The sequence below is a fragment of the Streptomyces sp. STR69 genome (genome assembly GCF_024519455.1).
Taxonomy (GTDB): domain Bacteria; phylum Actinomycetota; class Actinomycetes; order Streptomycetales; family Streptomycetaceae; genus Streptomyces.
Window position 1 is genome coordinate 165,735 of sequence record NZ_JALJRY010000014.1, and the last position, 17,339, is coordinate 183,073.

The 17,339-nt window shown below is 70.7% G+C and carries 18 protein-coding genes; 11 read left to right on the forward strand and 7 right to left on the reverse strand.

Annotated features, from left to right (window positions below; translation table 11 throughout):
• Position 1: 1 nt before the first annotated feature.
• From OC490_RS26140 to OC490_RS26160, 5 genes are read left to right on the forward strand one after another with little or no spacing between them, the layout of a single operon-like run.
• Positions 2 to 958: an ABC transporter permease gene (locus OC490_RS26140; RefSeq protein WP_262060430.1), complete on the forward strand. Its 957-nt coding sequence runs from the start codon at positions 2 to 4 to the stop codon at positions 956 to 958.
• Positions 955 to 1,833 (forward strand): ABC transporter permease, encoded by an 879-nt coding sequence (locus tag OC490_RS26145; RefSeq protein ID WP_262060431.1) that lies wholly within the window; start codon positions 955 to 957, stop codon positions 1,831 to 1,833. Before OC490_RS26140 ends, OC490_RS26145 begins: the two co-directional genes overlap by 4 nt.
• Positions 1,833 to 3,563 carry a dipeptide ABC transporter ATP-binding protein gene (locus OC490_RS26150; protein WP_262060432.1) on the forward strand — a complete coding sequence of 577 codons (1,731 nt, stop codon included), beginning with the start codon at positions 1,833 to 1,835 and terminating at the stop codon, positions 3,561 to 3,563. The genes OC490_RS26145 and OC490_RS26150 overlap by 1 nt, the downstream gene beginning before the upstream one ends.
• Positions 3,560 to 5,566: a CocE/NonD family hydrolase gene (locus OC490_RS26155; protein WP_262060433.1), complete on the forward strand. Its 2,007-nt coding sequence runs from the start codon at positions 3,560 to 3,562 to the stop codon at positions 5,564 to 5,566. Before OC490_RS26150 ends, OC490_RS26155 begins: the two co-directional genes overlap by 4 nt.
• Entirely contained in the window at positions 5,563 to 6,231 is a 669-nt protein-coding gene (locus tag OC490_RS26160) for a TetR/AcrR family transcriptional regulator (RefSeq protein ID WP_262060434.1), read from the forward strand. Before OC490_RS26155 ends, OC490_RS26160 begins: the two co-directional genes overlap by 4 nt.
• On the opposite strand, the gene OC490_RS26165 is transcribed toward OC490_RS26160, so the two are convergent.
• The 4 genes from OC490_RS26165 to OC490_RS26180 form a co-directional block, all read right to left on the reverse strand.
• Complete coding sequence (locus OC490_RS26165) at positions 6,185 to 7,087, reverse strand: SGNH/GDSL hydrolase family protein (RefSeq protein WP_262060435.1); 903 nt, start codon at positions 7,085 to 7,087, stop codon at positions 6,185 to 6,187. The two genes, OC490_RS26160 and OC490_RS26165, sit on opposite strands and share 47 nt — an antisense overlap.
• Before the next feature lie 101 nt (positions 7,088 to 7,188).
• Positions 7,189 to 8,064: a geranyl diphosphate 2-C-methyltransferase gene (locus OC490_RS26170; protein WP_262060436.1), complete on the reverse strand. Its 876-nt coding sequence runs from the start codon at positions 8,062 to 8,064 to the stop codon at positions 7,189 to 7,191.
• Between the two features lie 46 nt (positions 8,065 to 8,110).
• Complete coding sequence (locus OC490_RS26175) at positions 8,111 to 9,151, reverse strand: family 2 encapsulin nanocompartment cargo protein terpene cyclase (protein ID WP_262060437.1); 1,041 nt, start codon at positions 9,149 to 9,151, stop codon at positions 8,111 to 8,113.
• 16 nt (positions 9,152 to 9,167) lie between these two features.
• A complete protein-coding gene (locus OC490_RS26180) occupies positions 9,168 to 10,610 on the reverse strand; it encodes a family 2B encapsulin nanocompartment shell protein (RefSeq protein WP_262060438.1) in 1,443 nt (480 codons plus the stop codon).
• A 283-nt stretch (positions 10,611 to 10,893) separates the two neighbouring features.
• Between OC490_RS26180 and OC490_RS26185 the strand changes: the two genes are divergently transcribed.
• Positions 10,894 to 11,688 (forward strand): VOC family protein, encoded by a 795-nt coding sequence (locus OC490_RS26185; protein WP_262060439.1) that lies wholly within the window; start codon positions 10,894 to 10,896, stop codon positions 11,686 to 11,688.
• Positions 11,689 to 11,704: 16 nt separating this feature from the next.
• Here OC490_RS26185 and OC490_RS26190 read toward each other — a convergent pair whose 3' ends face one another.
• Complete coding sequence (locus tag OC490_RS26190) at positions 11,705 to 12,316, reverse strand: TetR/AcrR family transcriptional regulator (RefSeq protein WP_262060440.1); 612 nt, start codon at positions 12,314 to 12,316, stop codon at positions 11,705 to 11,707.
• Positions 12,317 to 12,373: 57 nt separating this feature from the next.
• On the opposite strand from OC490_RS26190, the gene OC490_RS26195 reads away from it, so the two are divergent.
• Positions 12,374 to 12,841, forward strand: coding sequence for a nuclear transport factor 2 family protein (locus OC490_RS26195; protein ID WP_262060441.1), 468 nt, complete (start codon positions 12,374 to 12,376; stop codon positions 12,839 to 12,841).
• A gap of 13 nt (positions 12,842 to 12,854) precedes the next feature.
• On the opposite strand, the gene OC490_RS26200 is transcribed toward OC490_RS26195, so the two are convergent.
• A complete protein-coding gene (locus OC490_RS26200) occupies positions 12,855 to 14,066 on the reverse strand; it encodes a low temperature requirement protein A (protein WP_262060442.1) in 1,212 nt (403 codons plus the stop codon).
• Positions 14,067 to 14,198: 132 nt separating this feature from the next.
• Here OC490_RS26200 and OC490_RS26205 point away from each other — a divergent pair, with 132 nt between their 5' ends.
• A complete protein-coding gene (locus OC490_RS26205; RefSeq protein ID WP_262060443.1) occupies positions 14,199 to 14,900 on the forward strand; it encodes a ribonuclease H in 702 nt (233 codons plus the stop codon).
• Positions 14,901 to 15,056: 156 nt separating this feature from the next.
• Here OC490_RS26205 and OC490_RS26210 read toward each other — a convergent pair whose 3' ends face one another.
• Positions 15,057 to 15,422: a hypothetical protein gene (locus OC490_RS26210; RefSeq protein ID WP_262060444.1), complete on the reverse strand. Its 366-nt coding sequence runs from the start codon at positions 15,420 to 15,422 to the stop codon at positions 15,057 to 15,059.
• Positions 15,423 to 15,585: 163 nt separating this feature from the next.
• Between OC490_RS26210 and OC490_RS26215 the strand changes: the two genes are divergently transcribed.
• The 3 genes from OC490_RS26215 (at position 15,586) to OC490_RS26225 (ending at position 17,274) form a co-directional block, all read left to right on the forward strand.
• Entirely contained in the window at positions 15,586 to 15,936 is a 351-nt protein-coding gene (locus OC490_RS26215) for a hypothetical protein (RefSeq protein ID WP_262060445.1), read from the forward strand.
• Positions 15,933 to 16,784: a hypothetical protein gene (locus tag OC490_RS26220; protein ID WP_262060446.1), complete on the forward strand. Its 852-nt coding sequence runs from the start codon at positions 15,933 to 15,935 to the stop codon at positions 16,782 to 16,784. The genes OC490_RS26215 and OC490_RS26220 overlap by 4 nt, the downstream gene beginning before the upstream one ends.
• 121 nt (positions 16,785 to 16,905) lie before the next feature.
• The gene (locus OC490_RS26225; RefSeq protein ID WP_262060447.1) at positions 16,906 to 17,274 is read left to right on the forward strand and encodes a roadblock/LC7 domain-containing protein; all 369 of its coding nucleotides are present in this window, start codon (positions 16,906 to 16,908) and stop codon (positions 17,272 to 17,274) included.
• The last annotated feature ends 65 nt before the right edge of the window (positions 17,275 to 17,339 follow it).

A 17,339-nucleotide genomic window follows, 5' to 3' on the forward strand; every position in this document is an offset into this window, starting at 1 on the left:
CATGCTCTCCTTCATCACCCGCCGTATCGCGGCGGCAGTTGGCACTCTCTTCCTCTCCTCCGTCCTCGTCTTCCTCGCCGTCCAGGCCCTGCCCGGCGACGTCGCCACCCAGATCCTCGGCAAGGACGCGACCCCGGACGCGGTGGCCGCCCTGCGGGAGAAACTGAAACTCGACAAGCCCGCCTGGGAGCGGTACTTCGACTGGGTGGGCGGCGCGCTCCACGGCGACTTCGGCACCTCCCTCGTCTCCGGCAAAGCCGTAGGCAGCGAAGTGGGGACGTACCTCGCCAACTCCGCGCTGATCGCCCTCGTCACGGTCCTCTTCGCGGTCACCGGCTCGATCGTCCTCGGCATCCTCGCGGGCCTCTACCGAGACCGCTGGCCCGACCACCTCATCTCCACCGTCAGCCTCGTCGGCATGAGCGTCCCCGAGTTCGTCGTGGCGACCGTCCTGGTCCTGTGCTTCTCGGTCGCCCTCCCGTGGTTCCCGGCAGTCGTCCTCTACGGCCCCGACGCCACGATCGGCCAACTCCTGCCCGCCGTATGGCTTCCCGCCCTCGCCCTCGCCGTGGTGATGGCCGCGTACATCGTCCGCATGGCCCGCACCTCGGTCATCGACGTGATGGCCACCGAGTACGTCACCACCGCCCGCCTCAAGGGCCTCTCCACCTGGCGGGTCGTCACCCGGCACGCCCTGCCGAGCGCCCTGCTGCCCACCCTGCACGTCATCGCGCTCAACGTGGCGTGGCTGGTCGGCGGGGTCGCGGTCGTCGAGAACGTCTTCAACTACCCGGGCATCGGCAAACTGATGCTCTCCTCCGTGCAGAACCGCGACCTGCCCACCATCCAGGCCATCGCCCTGATCAGCGCGGTCGTCTACGTCGTCTGCAACCTCGCCGCCGACCTGGCCACCATGGCCCTCAACCCCAGGCTCCGCACCCGAGGGAGGACCCGATGACCACGCTCGCCACCGCACCGACCCTGGCCGCACGCGGTACCCGCGCCTGGCGCACCCTGAGCACCTCCCGCACGGCGCTCGTCGGCCTCGCGATCGTCGCCGTACACGTCCTGATCGCCCTGCTGGCCCCGCTCCTCACCTCCTACGACCCGATCGCCAACGACGCCAACCACGCCCTGCTCGGCTCCAGTTGGAGCCACTGGGCCGGCACCGACCAGTACGGCCGCGACGTCCTCGCCCGCGTCCTCTACGGCGGCCGGTACGCCCTCGGCGTCTCCGTCGCCGCCACCCTCCTCACCGTCGCCCTCGGCACGGTCATCGGCTGCGCGGCGGCCCTGCGCGGCGGCTGGTTCGACGACGTACTGGGCCGGGTCCTGGACGCGGTGCTGTCCGTACCGTCGATCCTCGCCCTGCTCGTCGTCGTGACCGCCCTCGGCACCGGCCCGGCGGTCATCGTCCTCGCCGTCGCGATCGTCTACGTCCCGCAGGTCGTCCGTGTCGTGCGCGGCGCCGCCCTCGCGGTCGTCCCCGCCGACTACGTGACCGCGGCCCGCGCCCGAGGCGAGAGCACCTGGTCGATCCTGCGCCGGGAGATCCTGCCGAACATCACGGACGTGGTGTGCGTGGAGTTCGCGATGCGGGCCTCCTGGGTCGTCCTGCTGATCTCCTCGCTGTCCTTCCTCGGTTTCGGCGCCGACCCGCCGACTCCGGACTGGGGACTGATGGTCGCCGAGAACCGCACCGCCATCACCGTCGTCCCGATGGCGAGCATCGCGCCCATCATCGCCCTGGCCACCCTTGTGGTCGGGCTCAACCTCGCGGCCGACGGCCTGTCCAAGGCGTGGGGCGTCGACCGGATCAGGGAGGGCTCCTGATGACCCCCATCGTTTCCGTCAACTCCCTGTCCGTGGCCTATCGTTCGGGCGGCCGGGACGTGCCCGTCGTGCACGAGGTGTCCCTTGAGGTCGCCGAGGGGCGCACCCACGCGCTGGTCGGTGAGTCGGGCAGCGGCAAGTCGACCGTCGCCGCGACCCTCCTCGGGCATCTGCGGCACGGGTCGCGCATCACCGGCGGTTCCGTCGAGGTGGGCGGAGCCGACGTCTTCGCCCTGCCCGCAAGGGAGTTGCGACGGCTGCGCGGCGGCACGGTCGCGATGGTCGGCCAGAACGCCGGCCACGCCCTCACGCCCTCCATGCGCATCGGACGCCAGATCGCGGAGGCCGGCGGCGATGTCCCCGTCGTGGAACTCCTCGAACAGGTCCGGCTGCCGCACCCCGCCGACCTGGCCCGGCGCTACCCGCACGAACTCTCCGGCGGCCAGCAGCAGCGCGTCGCCATCGCCATGGCCATCGCGGCCCGCCCCAGGGTCCTGGTCCTCGACGAACCGACGACCGGCCTGGACGTCGTCACCCAGCGCAGCGTCCTCGACCTGATCGCCGCCCTGCGCGACGAACTCGGCCTCGCCGCAGTGCTGGTGAGCCATGACCTCGGAGTCGTCGCGCACATGGCGGACGAGGTGACCGTCCTGCGCTCGGGCCGGGTGGTGGAATCGGCGTCCACCAGGCAGCTCTTCGCCCAGCCCCAAGACCCGTACACCCGCCGCCTGTTGGCGAGCGTGCCGCGCCTCGACGACGCCGGGCTCGCGGTCGTCGGCGAGGCGGGGGAGCGGGAGGTCAGGCCCAAGGCCGAGGTGCCCGCCGACGCGCCCGTGGCCGTCTCCACGCAGGACGTCACCATCGACTACGGCAGTACGCGTGCCGTGCACGGCGTCTCCTTCGACGTCCGGCGCGGCGAAGTCCTCGCGCTCGTAGGGGAGTCGGGCAGCGGCAAGTCCACCCTCGCGTGGACCCTGGCCGGACTGCGCACCCCGTCCGGCGGCACCATGCGCCACGAGGACGGCGACCTGGCCCTGCCGGCCCAGCAACGGCCGCTGTCCCTGCGGCGACGCGTGCAACTCGTCTTCCAGAACGCGGACACCTCACTCACCCCCCGCCGTTCCGTGGGCGACGCGGTCCGCCACCCCCTGCGGTTCTTCGGCACGGCGACCGATCGCGCGGAGGCCGCTGATCGGGCCCGACAACTCATCGCGGACGTACGCCTCGACCCCGCCCTCGCCGACCGCCTCCCCGCACAGCTCTCCGGCGGTCAGCGTCAACGCATCGGTATCGCAAGGGCGTTGGCGGGTGAGCCGGACGTCCTCATCGCCGACGAGATCACCACCGCCCTGGACGTCTCCGTCCAGGCAGACGTGCTCCGCCTCCTCGACGACCTCCGGCGCGAACGCGATCTCGCCTGCCTGTTCATCAGCCACGACCTGGCGGTCGTACGGGGTATCGCGGACCGGGTTGTCGTACTGCGCCACGGAGTGGTCGTCGAAGAGGGCCCGACGGAAGCGGTGTTCGCCGACCCCCGCCACCCCTACACCCGCCAACTGATGGCCGCTGCCCTCGAACCCGACCCTGACGCGCAGCCCTACGTCGACGACACCGCCGACTGGGCCGACGCGGCGGACGGGGACGGCATCTGGACCGACCACGGGGACGACGGTCACCGCGTCCGGCGTTGGCGCCCCCTCAACGCCCCCGTGGCAGAAGGAGCGTTGTGAAGTACCGCGAGCAGTTCGAGCGCCGGGTCGTCCGCGAGGACGTCTGGATCCCCACCCGGGACGGAAGGACCCGGCTGCATGCCCGCGTCTGGCGGCCCGATGACGCCGAGTCGGACCCCGTGCCCGCGCTGCTCGAATACCTCCCGTACCGCAAGAGCGACTGGACCGCGCCCCGCGACGCCCAGCGCCACCCCTGGTACGCGGGGCATGGTTACGCCTCCGTCCGCGTCGACATCCGTGGGCACGGCGACAGCGAGGGCCTGCCCGGCGACGAGTACGACGCCCAGGAACTCGCCGACGGTGTCGACGTCGTCAACTGGCTTGCGGCGCAGCCCTGGTGCACCGGCAAGGTCGGCATGTTCGGCATCTCCTGGGGTGGCTTCAACGCCCTCCAGATCGCCGCGCTCGCTCCCGAACCGCTCAAGGCGATCGTCACCGTCTGCTCGACCGACGACCGCTACGACAACGACGTCCACTACACGGGCGGCGCCGTCCTCGGCATCGACATGCTCGCCTGGGCCGGCACCATGCTCGCCTTCGCCGCCCGCCCGCCGGACCCGGCGAGCGTAGGCGCGGACCGCTGGCTGCCCATGTGGCGCGAACGCCTCGACGCCCTCGAACCCTTCCTGCACACCTGGCTCGACCATCAACAGCGCGACGACTACTGGAAGCACGGCAGCGTCTGCGAGGACTACACCGCGATCGACGCGGCCGTCCTCGCGGTCGGCGGCTGGAACGACCCGTACCGGGACACCGTGTTGCGGCTCGTCGAGCACCTGCCTGGCGACCGCGTCCGGGGGATCGTCGGCCCCTGGTCGCACCAGTACCCCGACCGGGGACTGCCGCCAGGGCCCGCGATCGGCTTCCTCCAGGAGACCCTCCGCTGGTGGGACCAGCACCTCAAGGGCATCGACACGGGAGTGATGGGGGAGCCACTGCTCCGGGCGTGGATCACCGACCCGGTCCCGCCGGCGACATCGTACGACGTACTGCCCGGCCGTTGGGTGGGGGATGCCAAGTGGCCGAGTCAGAAGGTGAGTTGGGACTCAAGGCCCCTCGGCGCAGGCGCTGAGCCCGTCCTCGTGCGGTCCCCGCAGCACACCGGGCTCGACGCCGGGCGCTTCTTCCCTTTCGGGAACGCGAGCGACCTGCCGCCGGACCAGCGCGAGGAGGACGGCCGTTCGGTGTGCTTCGACTCCGACCCGCTCACCGAGCGCGTCGAGATCCTTGGCCGTCCGCGCGTCAGGCTCCGCCTCGACAGCGCCACCCCGCGCGCCCATGTCGTCGCCCGGCTCTGCGATGTGGCCCCGGACGGCTCGTCCACGCTCGTCACCCGTGGCGTGCTCAACCTCCTGAGCAGGCACGGCCGGGACCGGGCCGTCGAGTGGACCCCGGGGACGTACGAGGACGTCGAGTTCGAGCTGACCGGCATCGGTTACGCGGTCCCTCCCGGGCATCGGATCCGGGTCGCCGTCTCCGACACGTACTGGCCGTGGGTGTGGCCGCACGGTGGGCGCGGCGAGCTGCGGGTCGTTCCGGCCGGGAGCGCCGTCCAACTGCCCGTGCGCGAAAGGGGATCGGAGCCGCCGATCCGCTTCGAGGAGCCCGAGCAGGCGGTCCCGCTCGACGTGACCTATGACCGGCCCGCCGAGCCGACCCCCGAGCGGCTGGTCACGCACGACGTGGCCAAGGGGGAGTGGACGCTGGAGGTCGACCCCAACTACGGGGGCTCACGGACGTATCCGGACGGGCTGCGCTACGAGGAGGGCGCGCGGGAGACCTACCGCATCCGGAGTGACGACCCGCTGTCCGCGCACGCCGTGTCGGAGTGGCGCATCCGGTTGCGGCGCGGGGACGAGTGGGACGCTGAGATCATGGCGCGGACGGAGCTGCGCGCCACGGCCGCGGACTTCGTCATGGACAGTCGCGTCGAAGCACGGGCGAACGGAGAGACAGTGGCCAAGCGCGCATGGCACCGCACCACCCCGAGGACGTCGGGATGACGGCCGCCAAGCAGCCTCAGTCGGCCGCCAAGTCCCCGCGTCGTGCCGTCGCCGCGGCAGACCGTACCCGGCAGCCCACCGAGGTGCGGCGCCGGCTCATTGTCGAGGCGGCCGTCCCGCTGATAGCGGAACGCGGCTACGCCTCGGTCGGCGTGCGGGACGTGGCCGCTGCCGCCGGGGTCTCCGTCGGTACCGTCACCTACCACTTCGGCAGTGTGCAGGAGATCCTCTCCGAGGCGATGGTCCTGCACATCGAGCGCTACTACGCCGAGTTGAACGAGGCCGCCGAGCAGGCGACCAGTGGGGCTCAGGCGCTGCGGCTGCTGGTCGACGCGCTGTTCACCGAGGACACCGACCGGCACTGGCGGATGTGGTTCGACTACTGGAACGCGGGCGAGCAGGGTACCGACGTGGCCTTCAGCGGCGGTCAGGCCCGGCGGTACGAGAGCTGGCACCAGCAGATCCGCGCGCTGGCCGAACGGGGCGTCGCCGACGGCGAGTTCGGCTCCGACGACCTCGACGGCTTCACCGTCCGCTTCGCCGCCCTCGCCGACGGCCTCGCCCTGCAACGGCTGCGCCAGGCACCCCCGTTGAGCACCGAGGACGCCCGCCGCCACCTCAACCGCCTGATCGAGACTGAGCTCGGGAGCCGATCACGCGGGTGATCTCCCGGGCCACGCGCAGGATGCCGGGGGAGCGGACCGGACACGGTCTCGGTGTCGAGGTCGTCGGCGCCAGGCAGAAGTGCAGGTAGTCGTCGTCCCGGTGCAGGGCCGTACGGCCGTTGCCCGGCTGGGTGCAGTAGTCGGGGTGGGCGCGCTCGTACGCGGTGCACGGGACGTACTGGGTCCAGATGTAGCGGGCGCCGGCCGCGCTCACGGTCCGGCCGGCGTCGGCGACGATGTCACCGGCGGACCCGGCCGACGTCTCGTAGAGCGCGTTCACCGCCCGGACGCGCTCGGGGGTGATCGGGTCCGGCCCCTGCAACACCCAGACGATCGTGGGCCGTTGGGTGCCTCCGGCGGTCGCGATCTGCGCGGTGAGCTTCCTGATGTCGGCCGCGTACCGCCGTAGATACGTCTGCCGGTCGGCGGCGTAGGTGATGCCGTCCATGCAGGGCGTGTAGCCCCACGCGTTGCCCCAGAACTGCAGCACCACGAAGTCCGGGTGCAGCGCGCGCACCAGGGCCGCCGCCTTGTCGGCGTCCGGCACCAGGGAACTCGCCCCGGTGCCCTCCAGGTAGTCGCACAGCGTGGTGCCCGAGTACGGGGCACTCGTGTACGTCGCGTCCAGCGTGCCGCGAAGTTCCTGCCCGAGCACCCGCTGACTCTCCATCGCCAGGGAGTCCCCGAGATACAGCACACCCGGCGCCGACTTCACCGGGGCCGCGGGGGCCTGCCGGTGTGTGGCGGTCGGCACCGAAGGGGTCGGTGGGGCGACCTCGGGTCCGGACGCCGGGTCCGTGCACGCGCCGAGCAGCACTCCGGCCAGCAGCACACCCACGATCCACGGCTTCCGCATACGGCGACTCCCGCCCCGGGCACCGGCAAACAGCCCCTCAGGCAAGCACAGCCGGGCGGCAGGAGGAAGACGCACGACTGTACGGCGATGGGTGCTGAGCCTCAGACCCGGTCGGCCGCGATCAGCAGATACTGGAAACTGCCGTTGCGGTAGGCGGTCAGGAAGGTGTCCTCGATGCCCGTGACCAGATGGTCGGCCCGGCTGCGCAGGGCCCAGTAGGGGATCGTGTCCTCGGTGAGGTCTTGGACGTGGACGGGCACCAGCCGGTTGCGGGCCATCGCCCGGAAGTACTCCGACCTGGGGTGGATGTCGCAGATGTAGTGGGCGTTGATGAGGGACACCTCGCGCGAGGCCCGGCCGTAGGTGTCGTTGTAGCAGCCGGTGATCACCACATAGCGTCCGCCGCGGCGCAGCAGCCGGGCGTGCTCGGCGAACAGCAGGTCCAACTCGACGTACATGGTGGACTCGTTGTTCCAGGACGCGGCGAACTCCCCTGTGGGGAAGCCGGTGTCGAGCATGTTGCGGTGGTGGTAGCGCACCTTGCCGTCGATGCCCCGGGCACGGGCCTGCGCGTTGGCGAACTCGGCCTGCTTGGCGGAGATCGTGACCCCGTCGGCCCGGCAGCCGTAGCGCAGATGCGCCACCACACTGCCCCCGCCGCGACCGCAGCCGGCGTCGAACACCCGATCGTCCGGGGTGAGTTGGCCGAGGTGGGAGGCGAGCATTTCGGCCTGGGCGTGCTCCAGGCGGTGCAGTTCTGCGGTGAGCCGTTCGCGGCGCCGGACGGGGTCGGGCTCGTCGAGCACGGAATCGTCGGCGCCCCCGATTCCGTAGTGGTGGTGGTACAGGTCGTCGATCTGTCCGAGGTCGAGGTTGACCGGGTTCTCTTCGGCGTTCCAGTAGTCCGCGACACGGCTCTGGTACGTGGACTGGGTCGGCACCGGTGCTGCTGTGGTGCCGGCGTCGGTGGTGGTCAACGGTGACTCCTAGCGTGCGTCTGACGAGACGTCAGGGACCGGACTCTTACCAGTAGTTGGGCAGGCGGTAGCGGTGGGTGTTGGTCGCGTGCCACTCGTGGTTGCCGGACACCCAGGCGGCCAGGCCCTCGGTGTAGCGCCCGACGAGGGGTGAGGCGGCGGACAGCGCCGCGGACTCCTCGTCGAAGGCGTCCATGATCCGGTTGTGGATCTCGACCGACTTCAGATAGGCGGCCTTCAACCCGCACCGCTCGTTGGCGGCGACGACCTGCGGGAGGTTGAGGTGGTCCGGGTCGCTCGCGAGTTCCTTGGTGAAGGAGTAGAGGTCGTTGACGATGGTGGTGGCGTTGCAGGCCAGGGCCGTGACCCGCTGGATCTCGGGCCGGGCGTAGATCTGCTCGGGCAGTTCGTAGCCGTCGACCGCGTCCACGATCGACAGACAGGGCCGGAAGTTGTTGAACTGCCGCATCACCAGGTACTCCCACACCCGGGGCTTGTACCGGATCTCGGCCCACGCGGCCTCGGCGAGATAGCCGAGGTGCAGCCGCGCGAGGTCGTGCACGATCCGGTCGGTCTGGCTGGGGGTGGCGAGGAGGGCGTAGTCCTGGATCGCGAAGTGGTACGAGCGCAGCGGGCCGTCCGCCTGCATGCCCTGCCGCCACTCCGCCTCCAGCTCGGGGGTGCCGTGGTAGGGGTCCAGCGCCGACTGGGCCATGATCAGCCGGCCGCCGAGGCCGCGGTGCGCGCCACCCTTGCCCTCGTCCTCCTCGCAGTAGCAGCTGTCGACGATGTTCTCGGCGAGCAGCAGCTTGCCGGCGGCGGTCAGGCGTTCCAGGTCGGCCGCCCCCGGATGCTGGAGCACCACGGCCCGGCCGAGCTGGAACCCGGCGAAGTCCCCGTCCCACGCGGCCGGGAACAGGTCGAGGCCGCGCGCCCAGGTCTCCAGTCTGCGGTCGAGCTCCGCGGCCTTCTCCGGGTCGGCGGGCGCGGCCGGCCGGTAGGTGAGTCCGGGGATCGCCCCGGTGCGCCGGGCCCGCATGGTGCCGGTCAGGTTCGGCGGACCCGGCAGCGAAAGGGATGTGGTCATGAGCTTCTCCAGGCCGTCACTCGGCGGTCCGGCCGATCTGCACGTTCTCCAGGATTCCCGCCGCGTCGGGGACCAGGATGGCCATCGAGTAGTACGCGGTGACGAGGTAGCGGATGATCGCGGCCGAGTCGATGCCCATGAAGCGGACGTTCAGACCGGGCTGGTACTCCTCGGGGATACCGGTCTGGAACAGGCCGACGACACCCTGGTCGGCCTCACCGGTGCGCAGCGCGATGATGCTGCTGGTGTGCTGCGGTGAGATCGGGATCTTGCTGCACGGGAAGAACGGCACCCCGCGCCAGGCGGGGATCTCGTGTCCGTCGATGTTCGCCGTGCCCGGCACGAGACCGCGCCTGTTGCACTGCCGGAAGAAGGCCGCGATCGCCTTCGGATGGGCGAGGAACAGCTTGGTCTTGCGTCGCATGGCGAGCAGTTCGTCGAGGTCGTCCGGGGTCGGCGGACCGGTGAAGGTGCTGATGCGCTGGGTGTAGTCGATGCTGGGCAGCAGCCCGAACTCCCGGTTGTTGACCAGCTCCCACTCCTGCCGCTCGCGGATCTCCTCGATGGTGAGCCGTAGTTGCTGTTGGGTCTGGTCCATCGGATCGTTGTAGAGATCGGCGACCCTGGTGTGCACCCGCAGCACGGTCTGGGTGAGGGACAACTCGTACTCGCGCGGGGCGAGTTCGTAGTCGACGAAGCCACCGGGCAGCGTCGGCTCGCCCACATGGCCGGCCTGCACCGGCACATCGGCCTCGCCCTTGCGGTTCATCGGCAGCCGCTGCCGCTCGGCGTACGCCTCCAGATGGGCGGCCAACGACGGTACGCGATCGGTGAATTCGGATACGACGTCCCAGGGCAGGACGAGCAGTACGCCCGCGGTCTCGGCGCGGACGGAACTCAGCCACAGCGGGTCGGACTGCCCTATGGCCTCGTCCCCCATCTGGTCGCCGTCCGTGACGACTCCGAGGATCTCCTCCTCGTCGTAGGGTCCTGCGGCGTAGCGGGTGAAGCGGCCGTGGGCGACCAGGTAGGCCTCGGTGACGGGTTGTCCGGCCTCGAACAGGACCTGGCCCGCCCGTACCTCCCGGACGCGGAACCGGCCGGCGATCTCCTTCAGGACCTCCGGGTCGGAGTACCCGCGCAGCACGGGCAGTTCGGTGAGCGTCTGGGGGATGACCTTGACGTTGTCGGCGCCGTTCTGCTCGAACCGCACCCGGCCGCGGCCGACGCTGAGCTGGAGCCGCCGGTTGACCCGGTAGGCGCCGCCCTTGACGTCCACCCAGGGCAGCATCTTCAGCAGCCAGCGCGAGGTGATGGCCTGCATCTGCGGTTCGGACTTGGTGGTCGTGGCGAGTTGCCGGGCCGCGACCGTACTGAGGCTGGTGAGTGGTCCGTTGCCGGGTGGCTCGGGGGCGGAGTCGTCGGTGGCCGGTCCGTTGACGCTTTCCGGTGTGGACACATTCCCTCCCGGGAGGTGAACAGGGGTGAGCGCGTCGTCGGTTTACAAGCCAAACAGTCCTGCCCAGGGCCGGTAACCGCGCGAAAGGGGCGGCTTCACGTCCCGGAGGTCGTAAACCCGCCGTTCGAGTCGGGGACGGCGAGGACTCGTGCCCGCACCCCGGCGTGCGGGGCGCGGGCAGCCGATTCCGGAGTTCGGCGCGCGCCCCACTCCCCGGGTGACTAGCGTGAGATTTCGGACAACTCGATCCAGCCAACCCGACCTACCGGAGAGGGCCGCAACCATGGCCGTACAACCTGAGGGAACCCCCTGTTGGGCCGACGCGATGTTCGGCGACGTCGAGGGAGCCAAGAGTTTCTACGGCGACGTCCTCGGCTGGACCTTCGGCGAGTCGTCGTCGGAGTACGGCAACTACACACAGGCCTACGTCGACGGAAAGGCCGTCGCGGCCGTCGTACCGCCGATGCCCGGCCAGGAGGGGCAGTCGCAGTGGTGCCTCTATCTCGCCTCGCCGGACGCGGCGGCCACCGCGACGAAGATCCGGGAGAACGGCGGCGAGGTGCTGATGGAGCCGATGCAGGTCGGCGAGTTCGGCACGATGTGCCTGGCCCGTGAGCCCAGCGGCGCCGTGTTCGGTGTCTGGCAGGGCGGTATCCACGAGGGCTTCGAGGTGTCGGGCGTGGCCGGCGCATACGCATGGGCCGAGGTCTTCACCCGCGAGCCCGCGAAGGCGGACGGGTTCTTCCCGGCGGTCTTCCCGTACACGGCACAGCAGGTGGACGACACCGCCGTCGACTTCCGCGTCTACAACCTCGGCGGGAACCCGGTCCTGGGCCGGATGAAGATGGGCGACGAGTTCCCGCCCGAGATCCCGTCGTACGTCAACGTGTACTTCGCCGTGGACAACTGCGACGACGCCGTCGCCACGGCCACCAAGCTCGGCGGGATCCTCCGCTTCGGCCCCATGGACAGCCCCTTCGGGCGGTTCGCGGCCCTCAGCGACCCGCAGGGCGCCTCGTTCTCGGTGATCGACATGAGCACGACCCAGGGCGAGATGCCGCAGATGACGGACGTCTGACCGGGCAGGTCGTCCGTCAGTCGGCGGCCGTCCACCAGGCGGGGGCGCAGGCCACGGCCGCGTCGACCATGTCGTCCTTGGTGACCGCCGGGTCCTCCAGCCATGCCCTGATCGCGCCCGCGAAGCCGTGGGCCAGGAACTGCGCGACGACCCGGTGATTGGCCTCGGGAAGCCCCGGGCGGTCGCCGTCGGCCATGAAGGACAGCGTGTAGTCGCCGAAGTGGCGCACGAGCGCGTCGTACACACCGCTGTCCGCCGGATCCGCGAGGGCGTGCCGGTAGACCGGCAGATACCGCTCGACGTGGTCGGCGACCCCCGCCGTGGCCAGCCTGAGCAGTGCGGCGGCCGAGTGCCCGCCCTCTGCGCGGGCCTCGGCCTCCCGGCGGTGGCCGCGGTCCAGATCGGCCTGGAGGACCTGGATGAGCAGGTCCAGCGGGGAGCTGTAGCGGTTGTAGAACGTGGCGCGGGTGACCCCGGCGCGGTCGGCCAGCTCGGCGACGGAGATCCGGGAGACGGACCGCTGCGAGGCGAGCTCCACGACGGCCTCCTCGAAGGCCCGCGTCGTGCGGGTGACGCGTGGATCGATCCGCTGGTTCAGCGCTCCGCCCTCCTGGGGTTCACATTGCACTCTGCCATGACGAGTGATTTTATACACATGTCAAATAGTGCGGCGAAAGGAACGGTCATGGCCTCGCACACCGCGATCTCACCCCAGGAGGCCGCCGACCGGCTGGCCGTCCGCGAGCTGGTCGACGCCTACGCGCACTGCGCGGACCGGCGGGACGCCAAGGGGCAGATGGCCCTGTTCACCGAGGACACCCGCTTCCTGGTGTTCATGGACGCCACCGCGACGGAGCCGACACAGGAGCTGCACGGCCGCGAGTCCCTGGCCCCGGTCTTCGACAACCTCAACGCCTACCGGGCCACCACGCACTTCAACGGCCAGAGCACGATCACCCTGGACGGGGACCGGGCGAGCGGCGAGAGCTACTGCCTGGCCCACCATGTCTCGGTGGACGAGTCGGGGCAGCGCACGCTCATGATCGCGTCCATCCGCTACCTCGACGAGTTCACCAAGCGGGACGGCGACTGGTACTTCGCCGAGCGCCGGCTGATGGTCGACTGGACCGAGACCCGCCCCTCGACGCCCTGACACCCCCGCGCGGTCACACGGCCGGTTCCCCTTCGTGGGACACGCGGTGCGCCACGGCCAGTCCCCAGGGCACGCCGAGCACGACCACGAGGGCCAGACCCAGGAGGAGCGGAGCCGGACGCAGGGCGCCCAGGGCCACGCACACGACGGCCATGGCGACACAGGTCCGGGCCAGCGGCCGGTAGAGGCCCAGGTCCTCACTCCACACGCGCAGGGACGACGCGAGCACCATCGTCGCGCAGAGCACGACGGCCGTGCCCCCGCAGAGCACCCAGGCTGTGGCCGCCGGAGTCCGGCCGTCGTGGGCGTGCTCGACCAGGCTCACCATCGCGGCGCCCATGGCGGCCACCGCGGCCGTGAGCGGCAGATGGATCATCATCCACTGGAGGGCGCTCGCCCGCGTGGGCCGCGGCAGCCGGTGTCCGGCGAAGTCGAAGTACGTCCACCAGCCGCCGAAGCCGACCACGACGGCGACCAGGCCGACGGCGAGGGTGAGCGCGTTGGTCGGCTCGTGGGACAGTCCGTCGACCACGCCGGTCACGTTCTCGCCGAGCACGATGATGATGAGCAGCCCGAACCGCTCGGCGAGCGCGTCGGTCACGCTGAACCCGACCACCCGCTCCGGAATCGCCCTGCCGAGCACGAACACGAACCCCGCCAGGTAGACGACTGCGAGCACACCCCACGTCAGCACCCGGGCGTCCGCGGGCAGCGCGGCGCTCACGGCCAGCACGACCGAGCACAGGACCGTCCCCGTCACGAACAGCACGCTGGGGCGCCGGAATTCGGGAGTGTCGCCCCGCGAGGCCAGCAGCCACAGCAGCGCCAGGACCGCGAACAGCACCCCCGCGTCCACGGCGAACGCGGCACCGCGGGCGTCGCCCGCCTCCGGGATGAACGCGCCCAGCGGCACGAGCACCAGGATCTGCAGCAGGAACATGCTCCGGCCCCGGGCGTCCTCGTGCCCGTGCAGCTCGTGGTGCAGGCTGCCGTTGAGCCACGCGATCCACACCAGCGCGAACACCGCGGCGAACAGGCCCACTCCGTGCCAGTCGAGATCCCCGGCCAGGTGGTGGGCGGCCTGGGCGACGAGCACGACCACGACGAGGTCGTAGAAGAGTTCGAGCGGCCCGACCACCCGCTCGCGCGGCTGTTCACCGTGAGGGCGCGGAGGCAGCCACAACAGGTGGCGCAGCCGGACCCGCTGCTCGTGTCGCGAGGTCATGCGCGCAGCGTAGAGGGCCGAGCGGTCCGATTGCCGGACGGGGCGCGCGGCCGGGTCGCGGGGTGGTCCGCGACACCGGCCCGGGCGTTCTGCGGGTCCGGGGCGGCGCGGAGCGTGTGGTGCGGTCATGGCATGATCGGGCGCATGCGTGAACGTGTGGTGGCCGCCTGCGACGGGGCTTCGAAAGGAAATCCCGGGCCCGCGGCCTGGGCCTGGGTCGTGTCGGACGACGAGGAGAGCCCGGCCCGCTGGGAGGCGGGACCGCTCGGCAGGGCCACCAACAACGTCGCCGAACTGACCGCGCTGGAGCGCCTGTTGACGGCGACCGCACCGGACGTGCCGCTGGAGATCCGGATGGACTCGCAGTACGCCATGAAGGCGGTCACCACCTGGTTGCCCGGCTGGAAGCGCAACGGCTGGAAGACGTCCGGCGGCAAGCCGGTCGCCAACCAGGAACTGGTCGTCCGCATCGACGAACTGCTCGACGGCCGCTCGGTCGAGTTCCGCTACGTTCCCGCCCACCAGGTCGACGGCGACCCGCTGAACGACTTCGCCGACCGTGCCGCAAGCCAGGCAGCCATCGTCCAGGAGCCCGCGGGCAGCGAACTCGGCTCCCCGGAACCGCCCGCTTCGCCCGACACCCCGAAGAAGTCCGCGCGGCCCGCCGGCGGTGCCAAGTCGCCCCGCAAGAGCGGCGGTTCGTCGGCACGCACCATCAAGGCGAAGTTTCCCGGCCGCTGTCTGTGCGGGCGCGCCTATGCGGCCGGTGAACCGATCAGCAAGAACGGCCAGGGCTGGGGCCACCCGGAGTGCCGTACCGAGAAAGTGGACTAGACAATTATGGTCCGTCCGCTTTAACCGCCGTGCGCCGTCCGGGAATTCAGCCTCCGCAAAGGTCGGACGTCATAGTCGGGCCGGTCTCGGCGGATATGGACGCGCCGAGACCGTCCCGAGGGCGCGACTATTCGATTGTCATATGCCGCGACGCGCTCATATCTCCAAACTCGACTCAAGGCGCTTCAGGTTGTGCCTCGCCAGCGCCAGATTGCTGCGCTCCCGGTCCAGCGCGAGATACAGGAAGAGCGAGCCGCGTGTGCTCGTCAGCGGTCGGATCAGGTGGTACTGCTTTCCGAGGGTGATCAGGATGTCCTCGATCCGGTCGTCCACGTTGATGGACTTCAGCGTGCGCTGCTTCGCCCGCACGACCTCGGTGTTGCCCGCCCCCGCGACCTCCAGGTCCAGATGCGGACCGCCGCCCAGCGCCCCCAGCGTCATGCCGCTCTCGTAGTCGACAAGGGACACCCCCAGGGCCCCGTCGATAGTCATCGCTTCCTTGAGCGTCGCCTCAATGTTCACGTGGTGCCTCGTTTCCCTCACGAGCCGGCAAGACGGTGCGTCTCGCCATGAAAACGGTCTCAATGCGAACCGTGCGGGTAACAGACAACACCATCTTTGGTCAGTGTTGCGATAGTTGGCAAATAAAGTAGTCTGCTCGCCAGAGTGACTGAAGGGGGGGCCTTTGTCATCGCTCGACGCCGCGCTGGACCGCGCCCTGAGCGCGCCCGGTATCAGCGGAGCCATGCTGGTCGATGCCGTCACCGGCCTCTCCTATGCGGAGTCGGGTGAGGTGAGTGGCAGTCAGGATTCCTGCGAAATAGCGGAGATCGCCCGTACCCGCCTCATCCGGGCCGGTGCGTCGGGGGAGTTGGAGAGCGTCATCGTGACCACCTCCAGCCGTCATCTCGTGACGCTCCAACTCGCGCGGCGGGGCGACCCCTTGTTGCTGTGCGCGACCGTCGACCGCGAACGCACCAACCTCACCTGGGCGTTGCTCGAACTGCACCGGTACGCCGACGAGTTGCTGGCATGACCCAGGCCGGCACCGAGGAACCGCTCGCCGACTCCCGCAACGTTCCGGCGCTGTTGTCGGCTCTCCGGGACCGGGCGCGTTCCTGCACCGTGCGCGTCACCGGCACCCCGGGCGGCTCCATCCACGTGCGCGACGGGCTCGTGGTGGCCATGGAGACGCCCGGCGCACCGGGTATCGAGGGCCTGTTGCTCAGGTCGGGCCGGATCAGTGAGGAGGCGTGGTCGGCGGTCCGGGCCTCCGACACCACCCACGAACACCTCGCCGCCGAGCTCGTGGAGCGCGGGCTGGTCGGCGCCGGGGAGCTCGAAGTCATCAGCCTGAGCGCCCTGTTCGACGCGGCCTTCGCGCTCTCCCTCGCCGTACCCGGCAGTTGGGAGGTCGCCGATCCCGTACCGGCGCTGTACCGCAACGACGGTGTCACCCCCGAGCGACTCCTCGACGAGGTGTCCCGGCGGATCAACCTCCTTGCCGGGGAGCCCGGTTCGGTCGCCGCTCTCGCCCGCACCCGCGTCCGGTCGGTGTCCGCCGCGGGTCTGCCCGGGACCGTCGGCGGGCTTCCCGCCCGGCACCACGAGGTTCTGGCCCACGCGGACGGACGCGGCACGGCGAGGGACATCGCCTTCGCCCTCGGCCGAGGTCTCTTCGCCGTGATGATGGACCTGAGACACCTGCTGGACCGCGGTCTCGTCCAACCGCACACACCCTCGCCTGACAACAGGCCCAGCACGGCGGCACGCGGCGCACCCACCGCGCCCCAAGCCGGGGCGTCCGCCGCACCCGACTCCGTACCGCTCCCGCGCCGCCGCCCCGGTCGGAATGCCGCACCTGAGCCCCGGCCCCACGACTGAACGACCCGCCCTGCCCCGTCCGCCCGCGCCGAGACGCCCCGCGGACGCACCGGGCCCGACGTGACCGGATCCCCTCCCGCCTCGTTGTCCCACCGCCTGCACGCAACAGGAAGAAGACGCCATGAGTGACCCCGTGACCGACCTCCTCATCGCCCTGCGGGACAACGTAATGGGAGTCACCGAATCCACCCTGGCCACCAGTGACGGGCTCGTCGTGGCCAGCGACGCGAACAAGACCCACCCCGAGTCCATGGCCGCGCTCGCGGCGGCGGGCCTCGCACTCGGCCACCGGCTCGCCGACCACGGCGGCGCGGGACACCTCCGCGAGATCACCGCGCGGGGCAGCACGGGCCACGTCATCGTGACGGCCGTCGGAGACCGCGCGCTGCTCGCCGTGGTGGCCGACGACGGCCTCGACGAAGCGGCCTTCCGCCGTGAGATCCCGGCACTCACGGCGGAACTCCGCCGCCACCTCGACAAGGACGTCTGATCGGCAGGGACGTCTGAGCCGTCCCGGTCCTCTCATCGGTCCTGTGCGGGGGTGACGCGAATTCC